Source organism: Acinetobacter sp. NyZ410 (assembly GCF_022828975.1).
In the GTDB taxonomy this organism is placed as follows: domain Bacteria; phylum Pseudomonadota; class Gammaproteobacteria; order Pseudomonadales; family Moraxellaceae; genus Acinetobacter; species Acinetobacter guillouiae.
Genome location: NZ_CP094620.1, coordinates 2,933,156 through 2,958,897, shown reverse-complemented (window position 1 = coordinate 2,958,897; position 25,742 = coordinate 2,933,156). Strand labels below are relative to the sequence as shown.

Sequence of the window (25,742 nt, the reverse complement as noted above, 5' to 3'; positions counted from 1 at the left end):
AATAAACAAACCATTAGAGCTATTTTAAGTTATAAATATCGATAAGATATTTAACATATAGATATTCAGTGGAGTAGAGGAGGAAAAATTTTGAGGTATTCATCCCGATAACATTAATTCAATAAAAAAGCTCGCATTTGCGAGCTTTTTTCAGATTTAGATCTTAGGCTAGCATTACAAATTTGCAGAAGCTTTAAGTGCTTCAACTTTATCTGTTTTTTCCCAAGTAAATGCAGTATCTGAACCTTCACGACCAAAATGACCATAAGCAGCGGTTTGCTTATACATTGGTTGAATCAGGTCAAGCATACGGGTGATACCGTATGGACGTAAGTCAAAATGCTCACGAACCAATTGGATAATCAATTCATCAGATACTTTGCCGGTATTAAATGTGTTGATCGAAATCGAAGTTGGCTCAGCAACACCAATTGCATAAGACACTTGAATTTCACATTTATCCGCCAAACCTGCAGCAACAATATTTTTTGCAACATAACGGCCTGCATAAGCAGCAGAACGGTCAACTTTTGATGGGTCTTTACCCGAGAAAGCACCACCACCATGACGCGCCATACCACCGTAAGTATCTACAATGATTTTACGACCAGTTAAACCACAGTCACCCACTGGACCACCAATCACAAATAACCCTGTTGGGTTGATGTGAAATTTAGTACCTGCATGGAACATTTCAGCAGGGATAATTTTTTTCACGATTTCTTCAATCACAGCTTCTTTAAGATTGGCTTGTGAAATTTCAGGATCGTGCTGAGTTGAAAGAACAACTGCATCTAAACGAACAGGTTTGCCATTTTCATAGGCAAAGGTTACTTGGCTTTTTGCATCTGGACGTAACCACGGTAGTGCGCCGTTACGACGTAATTCAGCTTGTTTTTCCATTAAGCGATGCGCATATGAAATCGGTGCTGGCATCAACACATCAGTTTCACGGCTTGCATAACCAAACATTAAACCTTGGTCACCTGCACCTTGGTCTTCTGGTTTCTGACGGTCTACACCTTGTGCAATTTCAGGTGATTGTTTACCCACCATGTTAATCACAGCACAAGTTGAACCATCAAAACCTAAATCGGTATGGTGATAGCCAATTCCATTTACGGTATTGCGGACAATAGTTTCAAAATCGACATTTGCAGTCGTTGTAATTTCACCTGCAAGAACGACTGCACCAGTTTTTACTAATGTTTCGCATGCAACCCTAGCGTATGGGTCTTCTTTTAAGATTGCATCCAAGATAGCGTCACTGATTTGGTCAGCCATTTTATCTGGATGGCCTTCGCTCACAGATTCCGAAGTAAAAACAGCATACTCGCGCATGAAAGTCCTATCACAGTAATTTATAAAGACGCAATATGTTACATCGACTTCAGCCTGAGGACTAGCATTACCTGACTAAAATGCATGAATTAAATTCATTTTCATGTGTTTTTAATTGATATGCTCATTAGAAAAATTGATAAAAGATTATGATTGAGTCCTGTTTTCTGGAAAATTTGCAAAAGCAGGGCGATTTTCATTCAAGTTATCATGACTTTTTATCGTGTGAAACGCTTTAGCAATATCTTGTTCTATTGAATATTGATCAGCATGAAATTTTCAAAATTTAGACTGAATTGGATGGTGAAAGAGTATCCGAATGTAACTGCATCGCTTAAATATAATCAAATTTGTTTTGCTGATGTTGAGATGTTCGATGTGAATAAGAAAAAAGACCGTTTTTAACGTTGATTTAAGACTATTCGGTATATTTTTTAATTAATTTGCAACCTAAGCGGATAAATATAGACTTAAGTCTTTACCCTGATCGCTTTTTTTAAGACAATACATCCCAGTTTTTGAATTTTCTATTCATCTTCCTATATTTTAATTTATTGGACTCTGATTTATGACAACCCCGCTGAATGAACGTCGTATAGCTAACGCAATTCGTGTATTGGCTATGGATGCTGTGCAAAAAGCTAATTCTGGACATCCAGGTGCTCCAATGGGGATGGCAGATATCGCTGATGTCGTATGGCGTGAATTTTTAAACCATAATCCAAGCAACCCACAATGGGCAAACCGCGACCGTTTTGTATTGTCAAATGGTCATGGTTCAATGTTGCAATATGCTTTGCTTCATTTAACTGGTTATGATCTTTCTATTGAAGATATTAAACAATTCCGCCAATTACATTCTAAAACTCCTGGTCACCCAGAATTAGGTTATGCGCCAGGGATTGAAACGACAACAGGTCCACTTGGTCAAGGTGTTGCCAATGCTGTAGGTTTTGCACTTGCTGAGAAAACTTTAGCGGCACAATTTAATAAACAAGATATTCAAGTTGTAGATCACTTCACTTACTGCTTCTTGGGTGATGGTTGCTTAATGGAAGGTATTTCCCATGAAGCATGTTCACTTGCTGGAACATTAGGTCTTGGAAAACTCGTTGTTTATTATGATGACAACGGTATTTCTATTGATGGTGAAGTAGAAGGCTGGTTCTCTGACGATACAGAAGAACGCTTTAAAGCTTATGGTTGGCAAGTACTTCGTGCAGACGGTCATGATGCAGATGCAATTCGTGCTGCAACAGTTGCTGCGCGTGCAGAAAGCTCGAAACCAACTTTGATTATCTGTAAAACGATTATTGGTTTAGGTTCGCCAAACAAACAAGGTAAAGAAGATTGCCACGGTGCGCCACTAGGTAATGATGAAATTACATTAACTCGTGAAGCATTGGGTTGGAAAGAAGAGCCGTTTGTTATTCCTGCTGATGTTTATACAGCTTGGGATGCAAAAGCAAAAGGTTCAGCTTCAGAAGCTGCTTGGAATGACGTTTTTGCAAGCTATGCTGCAAAATACCCAACAGAAGCGGCTGAGTTAAAACGCCGTGTGAATGGTGACTTGCCTGCAGAATTTTTGGCACAAGCGGATGCTTATATTGCTGAAGTGAATGCTAAAGGTGAAACCATTGCAACACGTAAAGCAAGCCAAAATGCGATTCAAGCATTTGCACCTTTACTACCTGAAATTTTAGGTGGTTCTGCTGACTTGGCGGGTTCAAACCTTACACTTTGGAAAGGCGCGAAAGGGGTTGAGTCTGATCCTGCGGGTAACTACGTACATTATGGTGTGCGTGAGTTTGGTATGACTGCAATTGCCAATGGTGTAGCATTGCATGGTGGTTTCATTCCTTATGTAGCAACCTTCCTTATGTTTATGGAATATGCTCGTAATGCAGTTCGTATGTCTGCATTGATGAAACAACGTGTGATCCATGTTTATACTCATGACTCAATTGGTCTAGGTGAAGATGGCCCAACCCATCAACCTGTTGAGCAAATTGCCTCTTTACGCGGTACACCAAATTTAAATACATGGCGCCCATGTGACACAGTTGAAGCGTCTATTTCTTGGAAATCTGCTTTAACACGTAACGAAGGTCCTACAGCGTTAATTTTCTCTCGTCAAAACTTACCATTCCAAACACGTACTCAAGCTCAGATTGAGAATGTTGTGAAAGGTGGTTATGTATTGGCTGAAGAAAAAGGCGAATTAAAAGCGATCATCATTGCGACTGGTTCAGAAGTTTCATTGGCGATGGAAGCATATGCACAACTTGACGGTGTTCGTGTAGTGTCTATGCCATGTGCGGAAGAATTTGTGAAGCAAGATGCTGCATATCGTGAAGCAGTATTACCATCAAATATCCGTGCACGTGTTGCAGTTGAAGCTGGACATGTAGATTACTGGTGGAAATTTGTAGGTTTAGACGGCAAAGTTATTGGTATGTCAACTTATGGTGAGTCTGCACCAGCCAAAGATTTGTTCCAATTCTTTGGTATTACCTCTGAAGCTGTTGTTGGCGCTGTAAAAGAATTAACTGCTTAATTTTTGCATCGTTTTAAATATGGAAACGCCCCGAGAGGGGCGTTTTTTATTTGCATGTGTTAAAGCGAAATTTATTAAACTCATTAAAAACAGAGGTTTATAAATTGTTTTTCATTCTATTAAAATTAAATTACAATTAATTATGAATTCTAGTGCAACAAGAGTGCAACAAGATGGCGACTTTTCAAAAGAGAAATGGAAGGGTAACAGCAACAGTTAGAATCAAACCCCATCCACCTAAATCTAAAACTTTTGATACTGCAAGAGATGCGAAAGCTTGGGCAAAAGAACTTGAAGTCACCTTGAAAAATGAAAAGGTGCAAAATTTTGAACATATAGTTTTTAAAGATGCATTGATTGAATATCGAGAAAATGTATCTATAAATAAAAAAGGTGCATCCCAAGAAATCACTAGAATAAATTACATCCTTAAAAATATGGACTGCTCAAAGGCCTTAATAAATGTCGATAAAGAAATGCTTGTTAAATGGAGGGAGTTGCGTTTAAGAACTGTTAAGGGAGCAACTGTCCGCCGTGATCTAATCATGCTTCAAGGATTCTTTGCATGGTGTATAGAGACTAAATTATGGTTAAGTGATAACCCACTGAAGGAAGTGTTACTACCAAAAGAGTCAGAGCATAGAGAGCGTGTTATCGCTCAAGAAGAAATGGAAACCTTAATACCGCACTTAAATGACGAATTAAAAGCCTTGTTTATTCTTGCGCTTGAAACAGGTATGCGTCTTTCGGAAATTTGTGGTCTTGAATGGAATCGTATTTTCTTAGATCAAAAATATTTAAGATTAACAGCAACAAAGAACGGTAGACAAAGAGAAGTCCCATTGAGTGCTATTGCATTAACAATATTTGAAAATATTAGTGATAATAAAACAGGGAAAGTTTTTAAATATTCACCGAATGAGGCAAGTCTAGCGTTTCATAATGCTCGATCAAAAGCTGGGTTAGAGGGTTTTACTTTTCATGATGCAAGACATACTGCGGCAACCCGAATTGCTCTAAAGTTGCCGCTGTTGGATCTATGTAAGATGTTTGGTTGGTCAAACCCTAAAAGAGCTATGGTTTATTACAATCCAACTGCTACCGAGATTGCATCGCGTCTTTAACCGCTTTAAGGGAATATTTTCCTCTAACGCATTTCAATTTTGATTCTTCGGAAAGCTTCTTAAATAGATGCCTGGTCAATCCGGGTATCTTTTTACAAAGCTGATCAATATTCAGTAGTTCGTCATCTTTCTCTGCAAAAGCCTCAAGCACAGCTTTTCTGCAAACTCTGTCAAGCAAGGATTCAAGTTCGGATTCTTGCATGATTACCACCTTAGTTTCACTCATTCCACACCTTCCAAGATTTCCATAAGTTCAACTAAGCTTTGTTTAATGTCTTCCTTTGATTTAACGTTCACGCTTTCAAGTAGATCTAAAGTCGCATCACGTGCACTGTTGATAATGAAAAAACCGTTAAATTCATCTTCCTCAAGTTTTCGCGCATTCTCTCCGATCTTTCTCAGTTTCAGAGCAAGTTTGTAACGAGATTTTGGCTCAAATTCAGGGTTTTCTTTATCCAGTCCGCGAGATAATGATCCAAGTTGACACATAAGTTTAGATGGTTGAGTCATGTTGATCTCCCTTAATAATAGGATTGGTTGAGTTTTTATCTTTTAAAACTTTAAAATGTCTTTGTGTTGCATCGATAACAGTTGACCATTTAATTCCACGTTGGAAAGTTAAACTACCAACACGGGCAGGGGCATCTAGCACTGGATCTTTGCGCTCAATTGTTGCTATCTCTTTCAAGTGTCGGATTTGTTCACGATGTAAAAGAACAATAGAACAACGAGCATGATCTCTAAGCTCTTCAATGCTCATGCTGTTAATGTCGTATGAAACCATCTGATCAGCACTTTCAATTTCAGCTCTTAGTTCAGGATCGTTTGGATCGAAAAATAGAGTGATGACTTGCATCGATTTTTCAAAATTTATCAAATCACCCATCACGCTTCACTCCGTCCATTAATCGGCATAATTAAACCCTTGGCACCTGAATAATCATTGCCATAAAAATAAATATGGGCAGGGGTGTCTATACCTGTTGGTTTTAGATATGTGTCATCTGGATTAATTGCACCCAAAAGCTTGTTTATCTTCTGAAAGTCAACCATGTGCTTCCATTGAAAATGTGGTGAAGCGCCTTTGTATTGCATTCCATCATCTTGAGGAATCATGTAGTGCCACTCTGCAGGGAATATCGATTCCACAGGGGTAAATATCTCTGGATCAATGTCATTTACATTCAATGCCAAACCATCGACATGATGAACAACTTCAACAAAACAATTTGAGTGTGTTTTATCTAGTTTTTTCTCGAGGTTTTTAATCGCTTTTAGCGGAATTGTTAAAGGCTTTTTCAGTTTTGGTAATTCATCATATTTGCAGTAAAAAACACGTTCTGCATCTGTAGCCACAACATGGCCATCAATTAAAGTGACACCATTTAAGTATTTACGTGGGTCATTTTTAGCTGAACAAATTGAAGCTGATTGCAGTAAGATCCACGGCAAAATTAATCTTTTCATTCTGGTGCTCCTAGATGTTCTAAAAATTCTGCGTAAAGTTGTTGTGCTGGTTTATTGAATTTCCAGTTAGGAGCGATTTTCACGTTCCTAGGGAATCTTTTATTTATAACGTAGCATTGAAACTCGAAAGTTCCACATGGGCGAATAACGCCTTTATAGCCAATCTTGTGAAGCCAGAGGACAAAGGCGAGTTGTTTAGTTTTGATTGGCAAGTTAGAAAGGTCAGTCATTGGCATCACCATTCTTTTCAAGCGTAGCAACTCGCTCTAAATGCTTTTTAATCCAAGCATTCCAGTATTTATTTTCATTTTTGTTTTTTACAGCCATACTTGCACAAATTGCACCTTCAACTCGCATAAAAGTCTTATCTGGAAATTGTTTTTGCAATTCCTCTTTGAGTTGAAAAGCTTCTTCTGCGGAGTAAAAAGGAGCATCCCATTTACCCATTGGATGAACGTCGCCCTCAAAGGTGACAGCGAAATAATGAAAATATCCTTTACATTTGAGTGCGTAATCTAACCAAGCTTGTGATTGTGGAGGTAAGGAGAAATGTTTAGTCATTTGATTTATCCTCACTTTTAGAACCTTTTGCTATTTCCCATTCGTTTTTAAATTGTTCAGCCATTTGCTCATAATGACGATGACGTTCTTCTGACAAATAATCATACATTTCAGCGTGTTTTATTAATGACATAAAATGATGTTCTGAAAGCAATTCACCTGAATTGACTCTAGATTGAAGATCATTAATACCTCTGCGGAGAAACTCAATTGAGGTATTCATCCAAGCCATATCACACTCTGCCAAGGAATAAATATCCAATAAGTCACCAGCATCATAGGTTTTGGCTGGTAGTTTTTGTGAGTGCGCTTGACTAATATTTGTCTTTTGGTTCATAATGAATCACCAGTTATAGCAATGCGTCTCTGAAATTTTGGTAGAGGACAGAGAAAAGCATTCGGTTTTAAAAATAGCTCCACAGTGTGGGGCTTTTTGTGTTTGTGTAAAAAGGTTAACTTTTATTAACTAAATCGTCAATAGTTATTTTAAGGTAATTTTTGTAGACATAAAAAAACCTGCATAAGCAGGTTTCTAAAAGTTAAATATTTTTCTATTTTTTTATAATTTGATAATATTCTATTTACCAGTGTTCTATTTTATCAATCTTCCAAACCCATCCAAGAATCTTAAAACCTTGATTGTTTATATCTTCTTCTGAAAGGATTTCTTCAGGGTATTCTTCTTTATTATCGCTAACAATTCTTACTCCTCCATTTGGAAGCCTGTAAAGTCTTTTACATCTATAAATATCCCCATGCTCAATTGCAAAAATTCGCCCATCCTTTATTTGTGTTCTATTTTCATCAACATAAATCAAGTCACCATCATTAATAGTAGGTTTCATTGAGTCATCCTCAGCAGGTGCTGAAAAAGCCTTATCTCTATAGATACCTAGCCTATCAAGCAACTCCCTTGGAACTCTCATAGCCCCTCGATCACAAGAATTCACTTCAACAAGTGAACCAGAACCACAAGCCAGACGCATTGTTTTATAAAATGCAATTTCAACTTCATCTGCTGAAAGAGGCGTGGATTCATCCCAAACCACAACATTGTGATGATTTAAATGTGATGATGCTTCTTCCCCATTTAGTAACCATTCCTGAGTAGTTCCTAAAGCCTTAGCAATTTCAATTAATGCTTGAGCCTTTGGTATAGCCTCACCACGCATCCATTTAGAAACGGATACTTTCGAGTTTCCAGTGATATTTGCCAAGTCAACTTGCCTGATATTTTTTTCAAGCATGAGCTTTTGCATCCTTTCATGAAGAGACATTTTGTGCACCAGAAGAATTAATAGTTAACTAATATTAACACAAATACTTGAAAATAAAATCCCTGTGAGTTACCTTAAGTTAACCAGATTGAGCAATTAAAGTTAACTATGAATATTGGCGATTTAATGACTTTCTATAAATGTAAGTCTAAAAAAATGCTTTCAGATGAGATGGGTGTATCTAGAGTTACTTTGTGGAAATGGGAAAAGCAGGGCATCCCATACAACACTCAAGCAGCATTGCAGTTAGAAACTAACGGGAAATTATTAGCAGATCATAATAGTAAATCAAAAAATTAAACCGCCATCTGCTGACACAGAGGCGGTTTTACATTTGGAACAAACCAAAATGAATAAAACGATATTAGCACAAGATTTAGACAATGCAAATGATGACCAATGGTGGATTGATCATGATGCTTATGCAGATGCACTTGAGGAATTTCTCTCAATCGAAGTTGAGTTGCAGGATGCTTTGGGCGTGGTGAGAAAATGCAAACCAGGTGAGGGCGCTTTCATTAGTGACATCCTTGAGGATCTGGAAAGAAACAGGGCTGAGTTTGGATTGCTTAACCGATTCAAATCAGCACATAAGAATATGATTGAAGCGAAGGCGAAACTTTAAGAGGGTTATCATGCACTATTACGAAAGAAATATTGGTGATTACCATCGCAAAGCTGGGCGTCTTAATATTCTTCAACATGGCGTTTACAACTTGCTCATTGATTCATGCTATGACCGTGAGCGCTTTCCAACACTGGAAGAAGCTATTGATTGGGTGTGGGCTGAATCTGAAGAAGAGATTGAAGCTGTAAAATTTGTGCTTAAAAAATTCTTTCAACTTAATGAGGGTGGGCAGTATGTGCAAACACATATTGAAGAGGATCTTAATCATTATAAAGGATTTCTAAGTAAGCAATCTGAAAATGGTAAAAAGGGTGGACGCCCTAAAGGTTCTGGTCGTAGAAACACACCAAACAATGGCAATATATTGGATAATCGTAGCTTAAATAATGAAAGCCAAGATAACCCAACAGAAACCCAAAATAACCCAGAAAAACCCAAAGAAAGCCACTTAAAGCCTAAACCAATAAACCATAGAACCAATAAACCAAAGAACCAAGAGAGCGCTCAAAAAAGCGAAAATCAGGAAAATTCTCTTGATCAAGTTTTAAAAGTTTGGACACCTGATGTAAAACAACTCAATGACTGGTTAAAACAATCTGGTTTGATGCCAATGACACCTGAATTGATTAATCAAATCTTGCCTGAGATAAACGCTTACTATCAAACCAAACTTGAATCTGGATCAATTAGATCAAATCAGATGTACTCAAACTTTGTGAAATGGGTCAAGCGTGATCCACGATTGTATATCCAGACTCCAGATGATCAACCTGCTGAAGAACAAGATTTAATACCACCACCTGAAATCAAACCAATACCTGTGAAGTATGGCCAAGGTCTGGGAGGTGGTAAGTGAATACCCAATTTAATATTTCAGGAATGGTTGAGGACCAGTTGTCCGATCCAGCTTGTGAATTGGCTTTCTTGGTTTCGATGTTCACCTACCAGGAATGCTGCGAATTAATCCCTCTGGCAAACGAGTCAATTTTTACAATCCAAACCCATGTTGTTTTATTTCGTGCTATGAAAAAACTTCATGAAAAGGGTGAACCGATTGATGAAGTCACCATCATGAGTTCCTTGAAAACATTAGGCTCTGAAAAACAGGGAGTAAACGAAAAATACATTTTGGATTTATTCCAGAATGCACCTGTCACACTGAGCAACAATGTTTCAGCCTATTTGAAAACATTGCAAAATTTAGTAACTCGTAGACAGCTCAGAGAGGCGGCTATTCGAATTCAGAAGATCGCCAATGATTTGAGCAATGGTGAGGCTGATGACGCAATAGCAAGGGCAAATAGCGTATTGAGTGATATTGGTACCGGCATCAGTGACGATGATCCAGAGCCTTTAATTAACTCATTGGTTGATCTCTATGACGAGGTTAATAAGATCCAGATTGAGAAGATGGATGGAAGTTATGCAGTACGTGGTGTGAATACTGGTTTTATTGCACTTGATAATAAAATCGGTGAAATCCAAAACGGTGATTTAGTCATTGTTGCTGCACGTCCAAGTATGGGCAAAACGGCATTTGCACAAAACATCTCAACTCACATTGCGACCAATCTTGTTAAGCCTGTCTTATTTGAATCGATTGAGATGAAAAAGAAAAAAATCTCAAGACGTATTACCGCAGCGATGGGTAGTGTTGAATTAAAAAGAATGCAAAATGGAGCCATGGAGCCAGATGATTGGACTGGTTTTGCTGATGCTGTAAAGCTTATGCAACAAGCACCATTTGAGATTAAAGATGGCGTTGTGACTCTTGCTGATGTACGACGACATGCTAGGAAAACCAAAGCGAAATTTGGCACATTAGGGGCTATTTTCATTGATTATCTACAATTGATAGCAACACCTCACTTAAACCCAAACATATCCGAACATGAGCGTTTAACCGCAATTTCCAAAGGTTTAAAAAATATCGCCATGGAATTTGATTGCCCTGTATTTGCCCTAAGTCAATTAAGCCGTGATGTTGATAAGCGACCAAACAAAAGACCTGTTATGTCCGATTTACGTGGATCTGGTGCCATAGAGCAAGATGCTGATGTAATCCTATTTCTTTATCGTGATGAGTATTACAACAAGGATAAATCTCAGTTTAAAGGGATGCTTGAGGTTATTGCCTCAAAGGTACGTGATGGCGAAACAGGCGAAACATTCTTGTTCTCAGAACTGCAATATAGTCGCTTCTCAAATGTTTCAAATGAAAACTTGGAGTATTTCCAAAAGCAATTGGCAAACGTTGATCAGAATCAGAAATTTAAATCCAAGGTGGCTGGGATATGAACATGACAAACAATGACCAAATTTTAAATGCTGACTCAAAGGTGGCCTAATGAACTCAAAAATTGAAATTATGGACTGGTCTAAGCTTACCCTTGAAGATTGGTTTAAGCAGTATGGCGCATGGATCTCGATTAACCGAATGCGTGGAGGGCATGAGCCTGATCAACTTGAGATAAATCAGATATATTGGTTAGCTCGTGAAAAAGAAGCAAAGATAAGACCTAACTCAAAACAGGTAATTATTGAGATCAGTGATTTTGAAGCGCTGCAGGTTGAGAAAATGATCTATGATTTAAAGCAATCAAAAACAATATGTAAATTTGCAAAACCTGCAGTTAATCTATTTATTGAAAAATGGGTTTGTGGTTTAAGTTTGGATCAGATGGCAGAAAGATTTAAATTGAGTCGCAGCTCAATCAATAGCATGCTGTATGCGGGCGAGTTTTATTTGGCAGGTCATGACAAAAGGTTAAAATTAAATAAAAAGTTTGCGTTTAAATGAAAAGTATGAAATATTGGTTATAGTTGAAAACTATGCGTTAAAGACACATAGAAAATTAAAGCTCATTATTAACTTAATGAGCTTTTTTTATGCCTAACATTTAAACCAATCTTAACTCTTTTGCATGAGCTAAAAGGGCTTGTTTTACCGCTTTAGAGCGATTGTCACCGTAATGCGCCTGTAGCGCAGTTAAGGCATCAAAAACATCTTGTTCTTTCTTAGAGATAATAATCGGTGAGATTTTATCTAGTGCTTTATTACGGTAGTTATCAGCTGCTTTGAGTTGAGCATTTGAAGTCTTTATTTCTGACATATTGATTATCCTTATGGTTAAGCTATAATCAGGAGAGCAACCCCTTTCGAGGTTGCCGTTATCTTAGTAGGCTGACCGTGAAATCATTACCAAGATAACTAGAAGAATGATTATTAAGTATTTCATCTTCTAAGCTCCTGAGAGTTATTGTTTTGGTAACTTAGTTACCGCCTCCAAGTCTTGAACTGCCATTCTTGACTTGTTATAAATATTATATGCTAGCATATATGTATATGCAAGCATATAATTGAGAAAAGCTCACTTTCAGTGGGCTTTTCTTACATTTATATTATAGAATTATCCTTATTAAACTGGGGGTAGTTATGTTTGAAAATCATAAGAAAAATCAACATTTCATTTCTGTAGCAGAACAGAGATTAAATGCCAGTAATACAGGCGTAGCAGGAAGAGATAAAGCAAAAATATTTTCTTTTGAGGTTGTGGATAGGGCAAAACACATAATTAAGCTAACTGCGCAGGGAGAAATTAAGGCTGTTAAAAATCTATATTTTATAGATTTATACACATTCGAATTAATCAGTTTAAGAGACAGAGCCAATTTAGAAGATTTATTTACCAGAATTGAACAACATGCTTCAATATCCACTAATGAGATTTTAGATAATTCCTCTTTTAAGTTTGAACATTTTATGAATGTTTTTAAATTAAAATTATTAAATGTATTCAGAAATCCATATTGTATAAGTTTTACTTTACTTTGTTTTGACAACCTTATTAATATGGAACCTGTAGATAATAATTTAAACAAATATTTCTCCAAAATAGATACCCATAACTATCCAGTAGATATGATGCAGAGTTTTGGAGTATCAGAGCATGATTATAAAAAATGGTTAAAGGTTATATTTCTTCTGACTGTTCCAATTAAAAAGGATTGGTATCTACTCGATGAAATAGCAAATAACTTTTTTACATCTAAAGAGAGCTATCATCAAATTAATTTATTTACATATACAAATCAAAACTGTTTGTTGTCTGACCGAAGTTTTATAAACCTAACACCGTTAAGCAACTTTAAAAATGACTTATTTTTAGGCTTTAATTTACGTAAAGATGCATTTATGTATATTCACTTTATCAGAGAAGATTTGGGTAACCTTATAAAAGAAATGTATGGCGCTGATGGTGATAATATAGTCAAAAGGCTCAATGAAGCTGGTATTAAAAAACTACAAAAAGGAATGCAGATAAACAAGACGGTGGATAATTACGAAGCATTAAAAGCCTATAATAGGCATGTCATTTTTCAGTGTCATAAAAATATATTTTCAGCAAATAGTAGTGTGTTAGTCTGAAATTATAATTGTAATTTAGAACCCCACACTGTTGGGGTTTTTTAATGCCTAGAGGAAACTATGACAGACACAGTACAGGCTAGAAAAGACTTAAAGCTTTGCAGTGCTGAGCTGTCTAAGTATCAGAACCTTAGCAGAACAGGATTAAGACACAGTGAATTAATCGTAATAGACAATGTGATGATTCGATTAAAAGAACAGATTAAGAATTTGAGAGTTGTGTTGAGTGATTGATCTTACTTGGATAAGTTGATAATTTATTGTTTCTAAATTAATTATAGAGAAAGAAATAATGACTGATCTTGAAGCAATAACACTTAAAGAAATTGAACTACTTAAAGCAAAGGCGGCAATTGCTGTTGCAGTTATAAATCATGTTCAAGCAAGTACTTTAGTTGCTTATCCTAATGAAGGATTCAAATTAAATATGATCGACACAATTAAGCAGGTACAGGCAACCTTAGAATAATGTAGCAAAGAATCCAAACCTCCTTCGGGAGGTTTTTTATTGGAGATTCCTCTATGGAAGATATTGAGCTTCCGAAAGGGAGTGAGCCCTTAAAAAACAATCAACATGAATTGTTCTGCAATGAGTATCTATTTGATTTAAACATTACTAAAGCCGCAATTAGAGCTAAATATAGTGAAAAATCAGCAAAACAGCATGGCTTTGTTGTATTTAGTAGACCAGAAGTAAAACAAAGAATTGAGTTCCTTAAATCAGAGCGAGCAAAGCAATTACACATTGAGCAGATAGATGTTCTTCAAAGGCTTTGGGCTATTGGTACAGCTGATCCACGCGAACTAGTAAAACACAAATTAGTAAATTGTCGTTTCTGTTGGGGTGAAGATCATCAATACCAGTGGCGTGATGAAGCAGAATTTGAAAATGCTTTACAACAAACGATAGTTGAAGAAAAAGAAATTCAAAAAGAAGATCCAGATTACCGTTGTAATTATCCAACCGATGTTGGTGGGTATGGATTCCGTAGAACTAAACCACCTCATCCTGAATGCCCATCATGTGATGGCGAGGGCAAGGGCTATTTGCATCTTGAAGATACTTCAACTTTAAGTGAATCAGCTCAATTATTGTATGCAGGTGCAAAGCAAACAAAAGAAGGCATTGAAATCAAAATGCATGATCAAATGGCTGCTTTGAAGTTAGTAGGTCAACATATGGGCCTATTTAAAGAAAAAATTGAGCATGATATTTCTGATCCACTTAAAGAACTATTGAACAGAGCAAGTGGTAATACATTAAAACCGAAAGGATAAAACCATGACACCAGACGAGCTAGAAAAACTCTTGTCTGACCCGTGGCAACGTCTTACAAGCGGTTTTTTATATCAGATACTTATTAAGGGTGATGAAGATACAGAAGGTCTTAAAGCTCCATTCATGCCAAATGAGCATCAATTGGATTTTATGAATAACCTTTGGTATCGCAACATTATTCTCAAGGCGAGGCAGTTAGGTTTCACAACACTGATAGCAATCTATTATTTGGATTGCTGCTTGTTTGGTGAAGGTAATATTCGTGCTGGTATGGTTGCTCAAGACCGTGATTCAGCCGAAAAGCTATTTCGTGACAAAGTTAAATTTGCCTATGACAATTTACCACCTGAAATTAAAGAAAGATTTCCTTTAGCTCGTGATAGTGCGAGCGAGCTTTTATTTGCTCATAATAACAGCTCAATTAAAGTCGGCACATCAATGCGCTCAGGAACTTTGCAATATTTGCATGTTTCAGAGTATGGCAAGATTTGCGCTCAATACCCTAAGAAAGCCAAAGAGGTTAAAACGGGCTCTATACCTGCAGTTTCTCCAAATGGGATTGTAATTATTGAATCTACTGCTGAGGGTGATCATGGAGATTTCTTTGATATGACCGAAATTGCTAGAAATAAAAAAGACAGTGGTAAGGAGTTATCGAAAAAAGACTACAAATTCAATTTCTATCCTTGGCATGGTGCAAAAGAGTATCAGCTTGATCATCAAAATATCCATATCACAGATAAAGAACATGAGTATTTTGACGGCATTGAGCAAGAATGTAATGTAAAAATTACTTTAGATCAAAGGGCTTGGTATGTAGCTACACGTGATAGCGATTTCAGTGGATCGTCTGAGTTGATGTGGCAAGAATATCCATCAACCCCAGATGAAGCATTTAAGAAATCAAAAGAGGGGTGTTGGTATACAGAGCAATTCCTCAAAGTGCGTAAAGAAGGACGTATTTGCACTTTACCGATTAGGACAGACGTTCCTGTTAATACCTTTTGGGATATTGGTAATTCAGACGGTACAGCTATTTGGTTTCATCAAAGAGTGGGTATGCAAGATTTGTTTATTGATTTTGCTGAGGGATGGGGCGAACCATATGAGTATTTTGTCAAAATAATGCAATCCAAAGGCTATTTATGGGGCAAACACTATTTACCTCATGATGGTGCTCACGCAAGACAAGGCGAAAGTAAAAATTTATCTCCTCAACAAATGTTGAAAAACTTGGGGCTAACCAATGTTGAAATTGTGCCGCGGGTTTCTGAGTTACTTCATGGTATTAACCAGACTCGTAATGCCCTAATGAATGATGTTTGGTTTGATGTTGACCGTTGTAAAAACGGCTTAACACATATCGAGAATTACACACGTAAATTTAATGCTCATGCTCAAACATATACAAGTGAGCCAGTCAAATCAGACGGGCATTCTGAAGCATCTGACGCATTTAGACAGTTTGCTCAAGTACGAGATCAAATAGGGCGTGTCGCTAAAAAATCCCCACCTCCACCACTTGCAAAACGGACAACATTGTCATGACAGATGAAAAGAAAAAAGACACTGATATTCTTGGACGTGTGCGCAAGCTTTGTGATGAAGCCGAGGATTATTGGGCTGATAATTACAAACTGGGCAAAGATGATCGACAGTTTGTGACAATTGATAAAGCGCAGTGGAGTGAAAAAGACCGTAAAGAGCGAGAAAATGACGGCATTCCAACACTTACTTTTAACGTGCTTAGAACCTATTGCAAACAACAAATCAATTCAGCTCGGTTGAATCGTCAGCAAATCAAAGCTGAACCTGTTGATGATATTGCTGATCCAGCAATTGCGAAAGTTTTTAATGGATTGTTGCGTGACACCGAGATAACCAGTGGCGCTGATAATGCCTATGATGCAGCAGTTGAGGGCGTGGTTTACGGTGGCATGGGCTTTGTGCGTATTCACGTTGATTACGTTTCACCTGATAGCTTCCAACAAGAACCTAAAATTCTCACAATCCATAATCCAGAGTCAGTTTATCTTGATCCGATGAGTAAAGAACTAGATGGCTCAGATGCTCGCTATGTTGTGATTAAAACATGGTTGCCAAGGGCTGACATTATCGACCAATACGGTGAAGATGCCGCAAGCGATTTTGATGATTCAATTCAAAATAGTGAATGGCTCAATCACGATGATAAAACGGTATGTGTTGCTGAAATGTTTGAGATTCAGCGAAAATCAAAGACTTTGTATTTATTGATTGATGGCACAACCACATACAATAAACCAGATGATGTATCGCTAATTGAAAAAGAGCGCGACAGTTATGAAGAGAAATGTTGGTGGTATAAGCTTACTGGTACAAAAGTTTTAGAAGATCGCGAATTTATTGTACCAATGTTGCCGATTATCCCGGTATATGGAGATGTGACTTGGGATGGTGAAAAGCGTTATGTGTATTCAATGGTGCATTTTGCGCGTGATCCTCAAAAGCTCTATAACTTTTGGAAATCGTCAGAAGCTCAACAAATTTTAGAGGGATTGCGTAAGCAATATATGGTATCTGTTGAGGCATCACGTGATTTGCCTGAATGGGCGAATCCTAACGGTTATCAAGTTTTACGCTATAACCATGTTACTGATGAAAATGATGTGCCGTTACCTCCACCTCAACAAATGCCTTCATTAACTGCTTTAAACGGCATTTTAAATGCAGCAGATGGAGCCAAGCAAAGTATTGAGCAGATTCTCAATATGCAACCTGCAGCAATGGGGAGTGATGAGCGTGGTCTTTCAGGTAAAGCCATTGGTATGCTGCAACAACGTGCCGATGTGAGCCATTTTCATATCACTGACAATTTGAATAAATCACTTGCTCAGGTTGGCCGTGTGTTGATTGGCGTTTATCAAAAAGCCTATTCAGTGCAAATGGTGAAACGTATAACAGGTGAAGACAATAAAACTGAGCGTGTTCAACTAAATGCACCTGCGCCAATGCAACAGCAAGGGCAAAAAGTTGATGGTGTAATTGATGGAATTTTAAATAATTTAACAGTTGGTCGTTATGATATTCGTATGTCTACAGGGCCAAGCTTTATCAGTCAACGTCAAGAGAATAAGCAAGCACTTACAGAATTATTGCAGTTTGTTCCACAGATCGGTCAAGTCGCACCTGACTTATTGCTCAAAGCTTTTGATGACGGCAATATGCTTGAAGATATTGTTGAACGTATCAAAAAATCTCTTAATCCTGCCCTGACACAAGATGGTGAAGATCCGCAGCTACAAGCATTAATGCAACAATATCAGCAGCAAATGCAGCAGCTTCAACAAGCATTGCAACAAGCTCAAGCACAAGTTGAGGATAAGAACGCAGAACGTCAAGCTAAGTTTGAGATTGAGAAACTCAAAGCAGAAACAACGCTTGCTGTAGCCCAAATTAATAATGTAGCCAAAGCTGAATTGGAAGAGCTCAAAGGTGCAATCAATCTGATTTTGCAACATATGCAACCGCCTGAAGAATGGCTTGATACCAATTCACACAATCAGCCACCACCCGAACAACAGACTTATCAAGAACCGCCACAAGATGGCGGTTTTTTAATGCCTCAAGATCAACAAATGCTTGAACAGCAGATGTTAGAGCAGCAGGCACAGCAACAAGAATTCGCACCTGATGACGGTCAAATTGGGATAAATGCGCAAAACCTGACTGTAGATGAACAAAACCCCGAACTTGACGGTTTTCAAGGCATAAGTGAGCAGTAGTATGGAAGATTTAGAGCAAACAACAGACAACACTGAACAAACCACAACACCAGTAGAGACAGAGCAATCTGAACAGACTCAAGGTGATGGCAGTGAAGTCGAATTAACAGAGGAACAGCAAGCCGAAGCTGCCCAAAAAGCAGAAGAGGAAAAAGCTACTCAACGGCAAAGTGCGATTGATAAGCGTATTGCAAAACTAACTTGGGAGAAAAACGACGCAATTCGTAAAGCTCAAGAGTTAGAGCAAAAGTATGCAAGTCAAGCTCAGTCTGCTTCTAAAGAGCCACAATTGCATGAATACGATTCAATCGAAGATTATGCAAATGCAATCTCTAAGTTCCAAGCAGATAAAGCACGGCAGGAGTACGCAAGCCAACATGAGCAACAACGTAATGATCAATTACATCAAGCTCAAGCGTACAAACTTGAAGTAGCTGAAGCAGAGTTTTTAAAAACTCATCCTGATTATCAGCGTGTTGTTGGTGCACTTGTTCATATTAGTGGTGGGGAATTACCAGTACAACTAAGCCGAGCAGTGCTTGAGTTGGGTGATGCTGCGCCTGCTGTGCTTTATGAACTAGGTAAAGATCCTGTTGATGTTGTTGAATTGCTCGATATGAGTCCAACACAGCAATTAATGAAGCTTGGGGAAATCCGAGCAACACTTAAAAATAGTCCAAAAACTCCAAAAATCCCTAATGCCCCTGCGCCAGTGACTCCACCAAAGGGTGTGGCAAACTCAAAAAAAGATCCATACAAAGGATCTGATGAAGAGTTTTTGCGCAGCCGTGGTATCAAATAAGGTAATTGAAATATGTCAAATAATGTTTTAACGCATGATGTTGTAGCAAAAGAAGCAGCAGCAATGCTAATTGAAGAATCTGTCTTTATTAAATCGATCAACCGTGGTCGTGAGACAGAATTCAATAAAGATAAAGCGGGTTATAAAGTCGGTTCGCAAGTTCGAATCAAAATCCCACCAGTGCCAATTGTTACTGATGGCAAAGAATATAACGGGGATGATGCGGACCTAAACGCCAAAGAATCAACACGCGTTTTAAAAGTTGATACTCAAAAACACGTGTCTTTGGAATTTGGTGCAGCCGAACAAACATTAACCTTAACCGACTTCAAAGATCGTTTTTTAAAGCCAGCTATCCAGTCTTTAGCAACTACTGTAGATGCTGATCTACTTAAACGTGCAATTGTGACTGTAAACAACAGCACATTGATTGGTGCAAACGAAATCTCACCGCTTGCACCTTTTGGCCGTGCACGTGAAATGTTGGCACGCTCCTTAACGCCTGCAGCTGGTCGTATTGCCTTACTGTCATCTGAATTTACCAACGGCATCGTTGATACGTCAGGTACATTATTTAATCCAAATGCTGAAATTGCCAAGCAATATAAAGAAGGTTATGTAGGCCGTGCACGTGGTTTTGACTTTGTTGAGTCTGAGCATATTTACCGTCAAGTAAATGGTAAAACATCTGAGATTACTGTTAATGGCGCTGGTCAAACTGGTGGCTTATTGACAGTTGGTGGTTTGGCTAATGGCGATGTGATCAAAGCAGGTCAGGTTTTTAGTTTACCTGGTGTTGAAATGCTACATCCGTTAACTCGCTTATCTTATGGCAAGCTTATGCAGTTTGTAGTGCTTGAAGATGTAACGGCAGGTGGTGCAACAGCGACATTAAAAATCTATCCTGAAATCACACCTGATTTAGTTGGCGGGACCAAACAAGCAAATGCCAATGTTTCAGCATCTCCTGCAAATGCTGCTGGCTTAACTTTCGTTGGTGCTGATAACGATGTTATTGATCAGGCGCTTTGCTACACAAAGGACGCTTTTAGTGCTGCTTTTGCTCCATTGAAAGTGCTTGCAGGTTGCGAGGGTTACTCCTTTAACACCGAAACAATGGCATTGCGTGTGCAAACAGGTGGTAACTGGGTAAGTGACTATGAGGGAACACGTATTGATGTTCTTTATGGCTTTACCATGGTCCGTGGTAATCATGCCGCGCGTGTAGGCCGTATCGATTAATCAACAATATAAATGACAACACATGCCCCTTAATTGGGGCGTTGTCATTTTTGGAGTATGTAAAATGCGTGAATTCCCAAAAATGCTATATGTAGGTTCGACTCAATCACATAAGCATCAACTTGCACAAAATGAAGATCATGAAGCTGAATTACGTGAATTAGGTTTTGTTGATTTTACTGATTTAGAAAGTGAAGTTGAGCAAATGTCGAGTGGCGGCATGCTAGGTGGTGCATCAAGCGAAGATTTTAAAAATGCTTTTGTACCCATTGAGCAATTTGATGCAGTTAGTGAAGAGCTTGTTCAAAAAGAATTACAGCTCAATGTTGCCCAAACTGAGCGTGATGATTTCAAAGTTGAAAATGATGATCTCAAAGCTCAATTGAGCAAAGCACTTGAAGAAAACCAACAATTAAAACTGGTCATTGATTTATTCAAAGCTGAAACAGTGAACGCTACAGATGCAGTCGATTACAACTCAATGACTTCTGAGCAATTGCGAACAATCCTTGATGCTAAGGGTATTAAGTATTTAGCACGTGACAATAAAGATACTTTGGTAGGCTTATTAAGTGTTTAATAGTATTTAGAATTAAAATCGACCTGTTTAGTTCACAGGTCGATGGCTTAGATTGATTTATTTATAATTTTGTGTTACAATGCGGACCTAAAATAAAAAAGATGTTATATAAAAACAATAAATGTAAGGAGATAATAAAATGTTAATAATTAATGAGTTAAATTTAAACTCAAATGACAACAAGGATTTAATTACTTTAAAAGCAATGATTATACATGATAAGATTTATTTTGATGCTTATCATGCAAGTGACTTTGCTATTATTAATTTAGGTAGTTTAAAAGATGATAGGATTGATAATCAAATTTTTTTAAACTGTTTAAATAATTCAGAAGATATAAAAAACACATTGATTAAAATTTTAATATTTTTAATCGATACCTTTAAGATTAAACAACTTAAAGTAACTGGTATAGATGATGCTACTGATATTTTAAAAATGGATATTGTATTAAGTTCACTTTTAAATACAACATTAGCATCGTTTGAATTAATTAAAGACTAAGATTTAAATTAACATCTTTTTTAACCACTCTCCGGAGTGGATTTTTTTGCCTAAGGAAAAGCTGATGAAAGTTCGTGATTTAGTCCATGCCTCAGCGCGTGTTATTGGCATCATTGCGTCAGGCGAAAATATGACAGATGCTGAGTTGAGTGATGCAGTATCCTCTTTAAATATGCTACTGGGGCAATGGTCTACATCACGAGATTATGTGTATTCAACTCAAGATATTGAGATCAACCTAAATGGTAATTCGTTGTATCAAGTCGAAGCAAAACTGATTACAGATGATGCCAAGCTCAATGACGAAGAAATCAAAATCTATCGTGATATTGCTCAAAACAAGCCTAAAAATTGCATTGAGTATACCAAGGTGCTGAATGGCTATGAGTTGCTTGTTCCCCAAAAAATCACAGGAAAATTAACGATTCAATCTTTGATTAGTCCTCAATTTCCACTCAAAGCGCTTGATGATATTAAAGTACCAAATGGGTATTTTCGCGCAATTAAATACGCTTTAGCAATTGAGCTTGCACCAGAATATCAATTACCGATTACTCCTGATGTTCAGCAGCAATATCAGCAAGCTATGCGTATTATGCATCGTGCACAATCTACACCAACACCAGTAAAACCAGATCGAGTATTGATGGGTATTAGCCGTGGTAGACATTGGGGGCATTATGATTAAATTGCTTTTGGTTGGTCCAGCCTACAAAATGCAATCTCAAAGTATTAGTTGTCAAAATTGCATTAACTGGTATCCGCAAACTATTGAATATCCAAACGGCTCACGTGTAGCAGCATTGATGCCTACACCAGGTCTAAAAAAATTATTTACTGGTGAAGTTGCCGCTACCCGTTGTCTATTTGTTTTATCAAATGGTGCATTGATTGCGGTAATTGGTAAAAAGCTATACCACAGCAAATCAAATAAATTAGAACTCACTGAGATTGGTTTAATCAGTGCCCTTGGTACAGTGCGAATTGCAGACAACGGCCAAGTTGCGCTTATTGTAAATGGCACATATACCTATGCGCTTGATCTAAAGAAATTAACCTTAACGCGTTTATCTGGCTCAACGATTCCACGCTCAACACATGTTTTATTTTTAGATGGTCGTTTTGTGGTGAATAAAGCAAATACAGGTCAATTCTACTGGTCTGATTTGTATAGCACTAAAGTAAATGCGTTATCGTACGCAACCGCAGAATCTACACCCGACAACATCACTGCAATTGTGACATTTAACCGTGAATTATGGTTGTTTGGTGCGCAAAGTGTAGAGCGTTATTACGGTACTGGTTCGAGTAATTCTCCGTTTTCTCGTTTGTCAGGCGGTGCAATGGCTTTTGGTTGTCTTGCTCCTGATAGTATTGTTTCTCTCGCTACTGGTGTGATTTGGCTAGGTGTCAGCGAGTTTGGTGGCAATCAAATTGTGATGAGTGGCGGTGGTATTCCTGATCGTATCTCGACTCATGCGCTTGAAGAGGAGATATCCTCATTTACCAAGACTTCTGATGCTTCTGCTTATGCTTATCAGATCGAGGGGCATGTTTTCTATGTGATTTCGTTCCCATCGGCAAATGTGACGTATTGCTTTGATGTTTCAACAGGTCTTTGGCATCAACGCTCTTTTACCAATGCTCAGGGCTTACATGAGCGTCATCGTTCTCAGCATCATGCTTATTTCAACAATACCCATATTGTCGGGGACTATCGAAACGGTAAATTATACCAACTCGATAACAATACATTCACTGATGATGGTGAGTTGATTTTACGTGAAAGAACAGCTCAAGCTGTGATTACTGACAAAAAATTGACTCGTTTTAGTAAGTTGGAAATTGTGTGCGAAACTGGGTTTAATTTAGAGAATGTGCAGAGGATTGATCCTGAACCGCCTTTGATTATTATGTGTAATGATGAATCAAATAGCGTTCGAGTTGCTATGGCAGCTAAGCAATCTGAGGTTCCTTCAATCGCTGCTAGAACTTTATCAAATACAAATAATCCAATGGATTATTTTGAGTTAAGAATTGATGGTGAAGTATATCCATTTGATCGACCTATACCAGAGCATATACAGCTAGAGCCTTCATTTTATCCACTCGTTTTTTTACCAGAAGGGTATGATTGGCTTAACGCATTTCAATTTATAAATCTTAATAAGGATTCGACCGCTAAAATTGAATTTCTGTCAAAAAATCCAGAATTATTTATTTTTGCGTGGGATAACTCGACTGTTGTAAATAATTTTTCAGGAACACATTTTGGAGCGTGTTTAGCAACAAACAAAGAAGTGGATCCTGAGCCGGGATTTGATGGTCCAGATTGGTTTGTATTAAACAATGTGACAAATCAAGATTTATATATTGATGATGTTCTAGTTGCAACCGCAAAAGATTGGGATACTCAATGGGATTATTTAACTCGCTTACAAAGAGTATTTTCTAGTAAAAATATTGATTTACTCTTTGTTGGTGAAATTAATAATAATATTCCTGCGATATATTTACGCAATGAAAAGATTGCATCCACAAAGATTTCATTCAAAAAAAATGGCTATGTTAAAGGCACTATTACATCACCAGATGAAAATGTTAACACTTCATTTGTTGAAAGTGATGATGGGGTGACTATCCAACTTGGTAAACAATTTACTGAGGATTTAATTTACAAGCCGAGTGAAAGCAATAATTTCTTTGCATATCAGTATTATAGTGTGAGTGACTTTAGTAAAGCTCAAGCGATGATGCAGATTTATATCAACGATCAGCTTTTTGTAACTAACGCGAATGATCCTTTTTACCACTCTAAAGATTTAGAGAGATGGCACGGCATTCGAGCAATGTCTAAAGAATTTTATGAAGATCCAATTCTTGAAAATATCAATACCTATGTATTTGAGAATATGACAGAAAAAGAGATCAAATTAAGATTTAGATATTTCACCCCACTAGGTTGCCAGAGTACAAAAACAGCTTTAAATGATTCTGCAAATTATTTAGAGCGGAATTTATGTATTGTTCTTGCACCTCGAAAACTTGTTGTAGATGTTAAAGACAGGCCATCTTACGCAATTAATTTAAGGTATGAATTTAGTCGTAAATATCCTGTGTATTTACAAAGCGACCTCGTCGTTGAATACAACATCAAATCAGACTTAAAACCTTATGTAAATATTGAGGATTACTTTACAGAGCAGTATCCAACTAAAATGTGTAATGCGTTGTGTAATATGGATCCTAATTACAGCCAGTTTGATCATGTTAAAGCTTCAAGTATTTTTGTTGGTGAATTCCCAAGAAAACTCATAAAAGGCCAAGAGGGATCTGGTTATGAGAATAGATGGGGAGCACCAATAGAAAGCAACAATCAGTGGATTTATGACGTTTGGGGTAGCAATGTTACTGTGAATTTAAATATTGAATCTGAGGTTTATGGATTGGGCGGCGCAGGCGGTAATATCGTTGATCGCTTAACAGGCAACTATGACTTGAATGGGCAAAATGGTTTTGCTCCAATTAGTAACTTTGATGAAGATGTAATAGTCAACTTAACAGTGAAATCAACAGGTAGGATTATTGCTGGTGGGGGTGGAGGCGCTTCATTCCCAACTGGTAAATTAAAGGTTGAGTTTAGAGAAAGACATACTTTTGAAAACTCAAATGAATGGACTGAATGGACTGATTGGCAGTTCGATAAAATCACAGGCGAGTTTTACTTATTTGGTGGTACTGGTGGTTTGCCTAACGGAATAGTGGGTAATTACAATGCGCCTAATGATGATTTCCCTTATGCATTGTCAACAATTTCAAATGAGTATGCTTTTACTGATTACTTGAAAAGCAAAATGCCAATTCCTAAGTATGCTTTTGATTTTAATAATGAGGAAATGGCAAAGTTTAATTCGGGGTTACCTGGAGGCTTTGCTAAACGATCCGTAAAATCTCCACCAGATGATAGTGATGGCCTTCCTTTTGTTATTAACAATGTTATGGAAAATAGCGGACTATACCAGAGGGAGTTTAAACGTAAATGGGAGGACTTAAGGAATGATCAAGCTATGGGTGGTTTGGCTGGTAAGCTTTGTCAAGGTGGCAAATTGGGTAAAATTATAGTCCACAATGGCGGCAAAATACTTACAGATGATGCTAATGATCTCGATATAGAATATCTTTAGGA

Annotated in this window: 28 protein-coding genes; 18 read left to right on the top strand and 10 right to left on the bottom strand. The window is 37.6% G+C overall.

What is annotated here, in order from left to right:
* Positions 1-174: 174 nt before the first annotated feature.
* The gene (gene metK / locus MTO68_RS14010) at positions 175-1,341 is read right to left on the bottom strand and encodes a methionine adenosyltransferase (RefSeq protein WP_004719464.1); all 1,167 of its coding nucleotides are present in this window, start codon (positions 1,339-1,341) and stop codon (positions 175-177) included.
* A 568-nt stretch (positions 1,342-1,909) separates the two neighbouring features.
* On the opposite strand from metK, the gene tkt reads away from it, so the two are divergent.
* Both tkt and MTO68_RS14000 read left to right on the top strand, forming a co-directional pair.
* Entirely contained in the window at positions 1,910-3,898 is a 1,989-nt protein-coding gene (gene tkt / locus MTO68_RS14005; protein WP_244012997.1) for a transketolase, read from the top strand.
* A 173-nt stretch (positions 3,899-4,071) separates the two neighbouring features.
* Positions 4,072-5,022, top strand: coding sequence for a site-specific integrase (locus MTO68_RS14000; RefSeq protein WP_244012995.1), 951 nt, complete (start codon positions 4,072-4,074; stop codon positions 5,020-5,022).
* Here MTO68_RS14000 and MTO68_RS13995 read toward each other — a convergent pair.
* From MTO68_RS13995 to MTO68_RS13960, 8 genes are all read right to left on the bottom strand, one after another.
* Positions 4,997-5,224 (bottom strand): hypothetical protein, encoded by a 228-nt coding sequence (locus MTO68_RS13995; protein ID WP_244012993.1) that lies wholly within the window; start codon positions 5,222-5,224, stop codon positions 4,997-4,999. The two genes, MTO68_RS14000 and MTO68_RS13995, sit on opposite strands and share 26 nt — an antisense overlap.
* 20 nt (positions 5,225-5,244) lie before the next feature.
* Positions 5,245-5,532, bottom strand: a complete 288-nt coding sequence (locus tag MTO68_RS13990; protein WP_244012991.1) for a hypothetical protein — start codon at positions 5,530-5,532, stop codon at positions 5,245-5,247.
* Positions 5,516-5,908 (bottom strand): hypothetical protein, encoded by a 393-nt coding sequence (locus MTO68_RS13985; RefSeq protein WP_244012989.1) that lies wholly within the window; start codon positions 5,906-5,908, stop codon positions 5,516-5,518. The genes MTO68_RS13990 and MTO68_RS13985 overlap by 17 nt, the downstream gene beginning before the upstream one ends.
* Complete coding sequence (locus MTO68_RS13980) at positions 5,908-6,489, bottom strand: hypothetical protein (RefSeq protein WP_244012988.1); 582 nt, start codon at positions 6,487-6,489, stop codon at positions 5,908-5,910. The genes MTO68_RS13985 and MTO68_RS13980 overlap by 1 nt, the downstream gene beginning before the upstream one ends.
* Positions 6,486-6,719, bottom strand: coding sequence for a hypothetical protein (locus MTO68_RS13975; RefSeq protein ID WP_244012986.1), 234 nt, complete (start codon positions 6,717-6,719; stop codon positions 6,486-6,488). The genes MTO68_RS13980 and MTO68_RS13975 overlap by 4 nt, the downstream gene beginning before the upstream one ends.
* Complete coding sequence (locus MTO68_RS13970; RefSeq protein WP_244012984.1) at positions 6,712-7,050, bottom strand: hypothetical protein; 339 nt, start codon at positions 7,048-7,050, stop codon at positions 6,712-6,714. Before MTO68_RS13970 ends, MTO68_RS13975 begins: the two co-directional genes overlap by 8 nt.
* Positions 7,043-7,387: a hypothetical protein gene (locus MTO68_RS13965; RefSeq protein ID WP_244012982.1), complete on the bottom strand. Its 345-nt coding sequence runs from the start codon at positions 7,385-7,387 to the stop codon at positions 7,043-7,045. Before MTO68_RS13965 ends, MTO68_RS13970 begins: the two co-directional genes overlap by 8 nt.
* Positions 7,388-7,631: 244 nt before the next feature.
* Positions 7,632-8,327 (bottom strand): helix-turn-helix transcriptional regulator, encoded by a 696-nt coding sequence (locus tag MTO68_RS13960; protein WP_244012980.1) that lies wholly within the window; start codon positions 8,325-8,327, stop codon positions 7,632-7,634.
* 108 nt (positions 8,328-8,435) lie between these two features.
* Between MTO68_RS13960 and MTO68_RS13955 the strand changes: the two genes are divergently transcribed.
* Genes MTO68_RS13955 through MTO68_RS13935 form a run of 5 tightly spaced genes read left to right on the top strand, consistent with a single transcriptional unit; the run spans position 8,436 to position 11,755 of the window.
* Positions 8,436-8,627, top strand: coding sequence for a helix-turn-helix domain-containing protein (locus MTO68_RS13955; protein ID WP_244012978.1), 192 nt, complete (start codon positions 8,436-8,438; stop codon positions 8,625-8,627).
* 49 nt (positions 8,628-8,676) lie between these two features.
* Positions 8,677-8,952: a hypothetical protein gene (locus MTO68_RS13950; protein WP_244012976.1), complete on the top strand. Its 276-nt coding sequence runs from the start codon at positions 8,677-8,679 to the stop codon at positions 8,950-8,952.
* Between the two features lie 10 nt (positions 8,953-8,962).
* A complete protein-coding gene (locus MTO68_RS13945) occupies positions 8,963-9,811 on the top strand; it encodes a YdaU family protein (RefSeq protein WP_244012974.1) in 849 nt (282 codons plus the stop codon).
* Positions 9,808-11,253, top strand: a complete 1,446-nt coding sequence (locus tag MTO68_RS13940) for a replicative DNA helicase (protein ID WP_244012972.1) — start codon at positions 9,808-9,810, stop codon at positions 11,251-11,253. Before MTO68_RS13945 ends, MTO68_RS13940 begins: the two co-directional genes overlap by 4 nt.
* Before the next feature lie 49 nt (positions 11,254-11,302).
* Positions 11,303-11,755 carry a hypothetical protein gene (locus MTO68_RS13935; RefSeq protein WP_244012970.1) on the top strand — a complete coding sequence of 151 codons (453 nt, stop codon included), beginning with the start codon at positions 11,303-11,305 and terminating at the stop codon, positions 11,753-11,755.
* A 100-nt stretch (positions 11,756-11,855) separates the two neighbouring features.
* Here MTO68_RS13935 and MTO68_RS13930 read toward each other — a convergent pair whose 3' ends face one another.
* Complete coding sequence (locus tag MTO68_RS13930) at positions 11,856-12,068, bottom strand: hypothetical protein (protein ID WP_244012968.1); 213 nt, start codon at positions 12,066-12,068, stop codon at positions 11,856-11,858.
* A gap of 323 nt (positions 12,069-12,391) precedes the next feature.
* Here MTO68_RS13930 and MTO68_RS13925 point away from each other — a divergent pair, with 323 nt between their 5' ends.
* The 11 genes from MTO68_RS13925 to MTO68_RS13875 all read left to right on the top strand — a co-directional run bounded on the left by MTO68_RS13925 (position 12,392) and on the right by MTO68_RS13875 (position 25,740).
* On the top strand, positions 12,392-13,384 hold the full coding sequence (locus MTO68_RS13925) for a hypothetical protein (protein WP_244012966.1): 993 nt from the start codon (positions 12,392-12,394) through the stop codon (positions 13,382-13,384).
* A gap of 292 nt (positions 13,385-13,676) precedes the next feature.
* Positions 13,677-13,853: a hypothetical protein gene (locus MTO68_RS13920; RefSeq protein ID WP_244012964.1), complete on the top strand. Its 177-nt coding sequence runs from the start codon at positions 13,677-13,679 to the stop codon at positions 13,851-13,853.
* A gap of 53 nt (positions 13,854-13,906) precedes the next feature.
* On the top strand, positions 13,907-14,662 hold the full coding sequence (locus MTO68_RS13915; RefSeq protein WP_244012963.1) for a terminase small subunit: 756 nt from the start codon (positions 13,907-13,909) through the stop codon (positions 14,660-14,662).
* A gap of 4 nt (positions 14,663-14,666) precedes the next feature.
* Complete coding sequence (locus MTO68_RS13910; protein ID WP_244012961.1) at positions 14,667-16,211, top strand: terminase; 1,545 nt, start codon at positions 14,667-14,669, stop codon at positions 16,209-16,211.
* Positions 16,208-18,427: a portal protein gene (locus MTO68_RS13905; RefSeq protein ID WP_244012959.1), complete on the top strand. Its 2,220-nt coding sequence runs from the start codon at positions 16,208-16,210 to the stop codon at positions 18,425-18,427. Before MTO68_RS13910 ends, MTO68_RS13905 begins: the two co-directional genes overlap by 4 nt.
* A 1-nt stretch (position 18,428) precedes the next feature.
* On the top strand, positions 18,429-19,229 hold the full coding sequence (locus MTO68_RS13900) for a hypothetical protein (protein WP_244012957.1): 801 nt from the start codon (positions 18,429-18,431) through the stop codon (positions 19,227-19,229).
* A 12-nt stretch (positions 19,230-19,241) separates the two neighbouring features.
* Positions 19,242-20,471, top strand: a complete 1,230-nt coding sequence (locus MTO68_RS13895; RefSeq protein ID WP_244012955.1) for a P22 phage major capsid protein family protein — start codon at positions 19,242-19,244, stop codon at positions 20,469-20,471.
* Positions 20,472-20,535: 64 nt separating this feature from the next.
* Positions 20,536-21,051, top strand: a complete 516-nt coding sequence (locus MTO68_RS13890; protein WP_244012953.1) for a hypothetical protein — start codon at positions 20,536-20,538, stop codon at positions 21,049-21,051.
* Positions 21,052-21,190: 139 nt separating this feature from the next.
* A complete protein-coding gene (locus tag MTO68_RS13885) occupies positions 21,191-21,556 on the top strand; it encodes a hypothetical protein (protein WP_244012951.1) in 366 nt (121 codons plus the stop codon).
* A 64-nt stretch (positions 21,557-21,620) separates the two neighbouring features.
* Positions 21,621-22,244 (top strand): hypothetical protein, encoded by a 624-nt coding sequence (locus MTO68_RS13880; RefSeq protein WP_244012949.1) that lies wholly within the window; start codon positions 21,621-21,623, stop codon positions 22,242-22,244.
* Entirely contained in the window at positions 22,237-25,740 is a 3,504-nt protein-coding gene (locus tag MTO68_RS13875; RefSeq protein ID WP_244012948.1) for a packaged DNA stabilization protein, read from the top strand. The genes MTO68_RS13880 and MTO68_RS13875 overlap by 8 nt, the downstream gene beginning before the upstream one ends.
* The last annotated feature ends 2 nt before the right edge of the window (positions 25,741-25,742 follow it).

Coding starts and splice junctions, on each gene's coding strand:
- metK (WP_004719464.1), bottom strand. CDS start 1,341: ATGCGCGAGTATGCTGTTTTTACTTCGGAATCTGTGAGCGAAGGCCAT.
- tkt (WP_244012997.1), top strand. CDS start 1,910: ATGACAACCCCGCTGAATGAACGTCGTATAGCTAACGCAATTCGTGTA.
- MTO68_RS14000 (WP_244012995.1), top strand. CDS start 4,072: ATGGCGACTTTTCAAAAGAGAAATGGAAGGGTAACAGCAACAGTTAGA.
- MTO68_RS13995 (WP_244012993.1), bottom strand. CDS start 5,224: ATGCAAGAATCCGAACTTGAATCCTTGCTTGACAGAGTTTGCAGAAAA.
- MTO68_RS13990 (WP_244012991.1), bottom strand. CDS start 5,532: ATGACTCAACCATCTAAACTTATGTGTCAACTTGGATCATTATCTCGC.
- MTO68_RS13985 (WP_244012989.1), bottom strand. CDS start 5,908: ATGGGTGATTTGATAAATTTTGAAAAATCGATGCAAGTCATCACTCTA.
- MTO68_RS13980 (WP_244012988.1), bottom strand. CDS start 6,489: ATGAAAAGATTAATTTTGCCGTGGATCTTACTGCAATCAGCTTCAATT.
- MTO68_RS13975 (WP_244012986.1), bottom strand. CDS start 6,719: ATGACTGACCTTTCTAACTTGCCAATCAAAACTAAACAACTCGCCTTT.
- MTO68_RS13970 (WP_244012984.1), bottom strand. CDS start 7,050: ATGACTAAACATTTCTCCTTACCTCCACAATCACAAGCTTGGTTAGAT.
- MTO68_RS13965 (WP_244012982.1), bottom strand. CDS start 7,387: ATGAACCAAAAGACAAATATTAGTCAAGCGCACTCACAAAAACTACCA.
- MTO68_RS13960 (WP_244012980.1), bottom strand. CDS start 8,327: ATGTCTCTTCATGAAAGGATGCAAAAGCTCATGCTTGAAAAAAATATC.
- MTO68_RS13955 (WP_244012978.1), top strand. CDS start 8,436: ATGAATATTGGCGATTTAATGACTTTCTATAAATGTAAGTCTAAAAAA.
- MTO68_RS13950 (WP_244012976.1), top strand. CDS start 8,677: ATGAATAAAACGATATTAGCACAAGATTTAGACAATGCAAATGATGAC.
- MTO68_RS13945 (WP_244012974.1), top strand. CDS start 8,963: ATGCACTATTACGAAAGAAATATTGGTGATTACCATCGCAAAGCTGGG.
- MTO68_RS13935 (WP_244012970.1), top strand. CDS start 11,303: ATGAACTCAAAAATTGAAATTATGGACTGGTCTAAGCTTACCCTTGAA.
- MTO68_RS13930 (WP_244012968.1), bottom strand. CDS start 12,068: ATGTCAGAAATAAAGACTTCAAATGCTCAACTCAAAGCAGCTGATAAC.
- MTO68_RS13925 (WP_244012966.1), top strand. CDS start 12,392: ATGTTTGAAAATCATAAGAAAAATCAACATTTCATTTCTGTAGCAGAA.
- MTO68_RS13920 (WP_244012964.1), top strand. CDS start 13,677: ATGACTGATCTTGAAGCAATAACACTTAAAGAAATTGAACTACTTAAA.
- MTO68_RS13915 (WP_244012963.1), top strand. CDS start 13,907: ATGGAAGATATTGAGCTTCCGAAAGGGAGTGAGCCCTTAAAAAACAAT.
- MTO68_RS13910 (WP_244012961.1), top strand. CDS start 14,667: ATGACACCAGACGAGCTAGAAAAACTCTTGTCTGACCCGTGGCAACGT.
- MTO68_RS13905 (WP_244012959.1), top strand. CDS start 16,208: ATGACAGATGAAAAGAAAAAAGACACTGATATTCTTGGACGTGTGCGC.
- MTO68_RS13900 (WP_244012957.1), top strand. CDS start 18,429: ATGGAAGATTTAGAGCAAACAACAGACAACACTGAACAAACCACAACA.
- MTO68_RS13895 (WP_244012955.1), top strand. CDS start 19,242: ATGTCAAATAATGTTTTAACGCATGATGTTGTAGCAAAAGAAGCAGCA.
- MTO68_RS13890 (WP_244012953.1), top strand. CDS start 20,536: ATGCGTGAATTCCCAAAAATGCTATATGTAGGTTCGACTCAATCACAT.
- MTO68_RS13885 (WP_244012951.1), top strand. CDS start 21,191: ATGTTAATAATTAATGAGTTAAATTTAAACTCAAATGACAACAAGGAT.
- MTO68_RS13880 (WP_244012949.1), top strand. CDS start 21,621: ATGAAAGTTCGTGATTTAGTCCATGCCTCAGCGCGTGTTATTGGCATC.
- MTO68_RS13875 (WP_244012948.1), top strand. CDS start 22,237: ATGATTAAATTGCTTTTGGTTGGTCCAGCCTACAAAATGCAATCTCAA.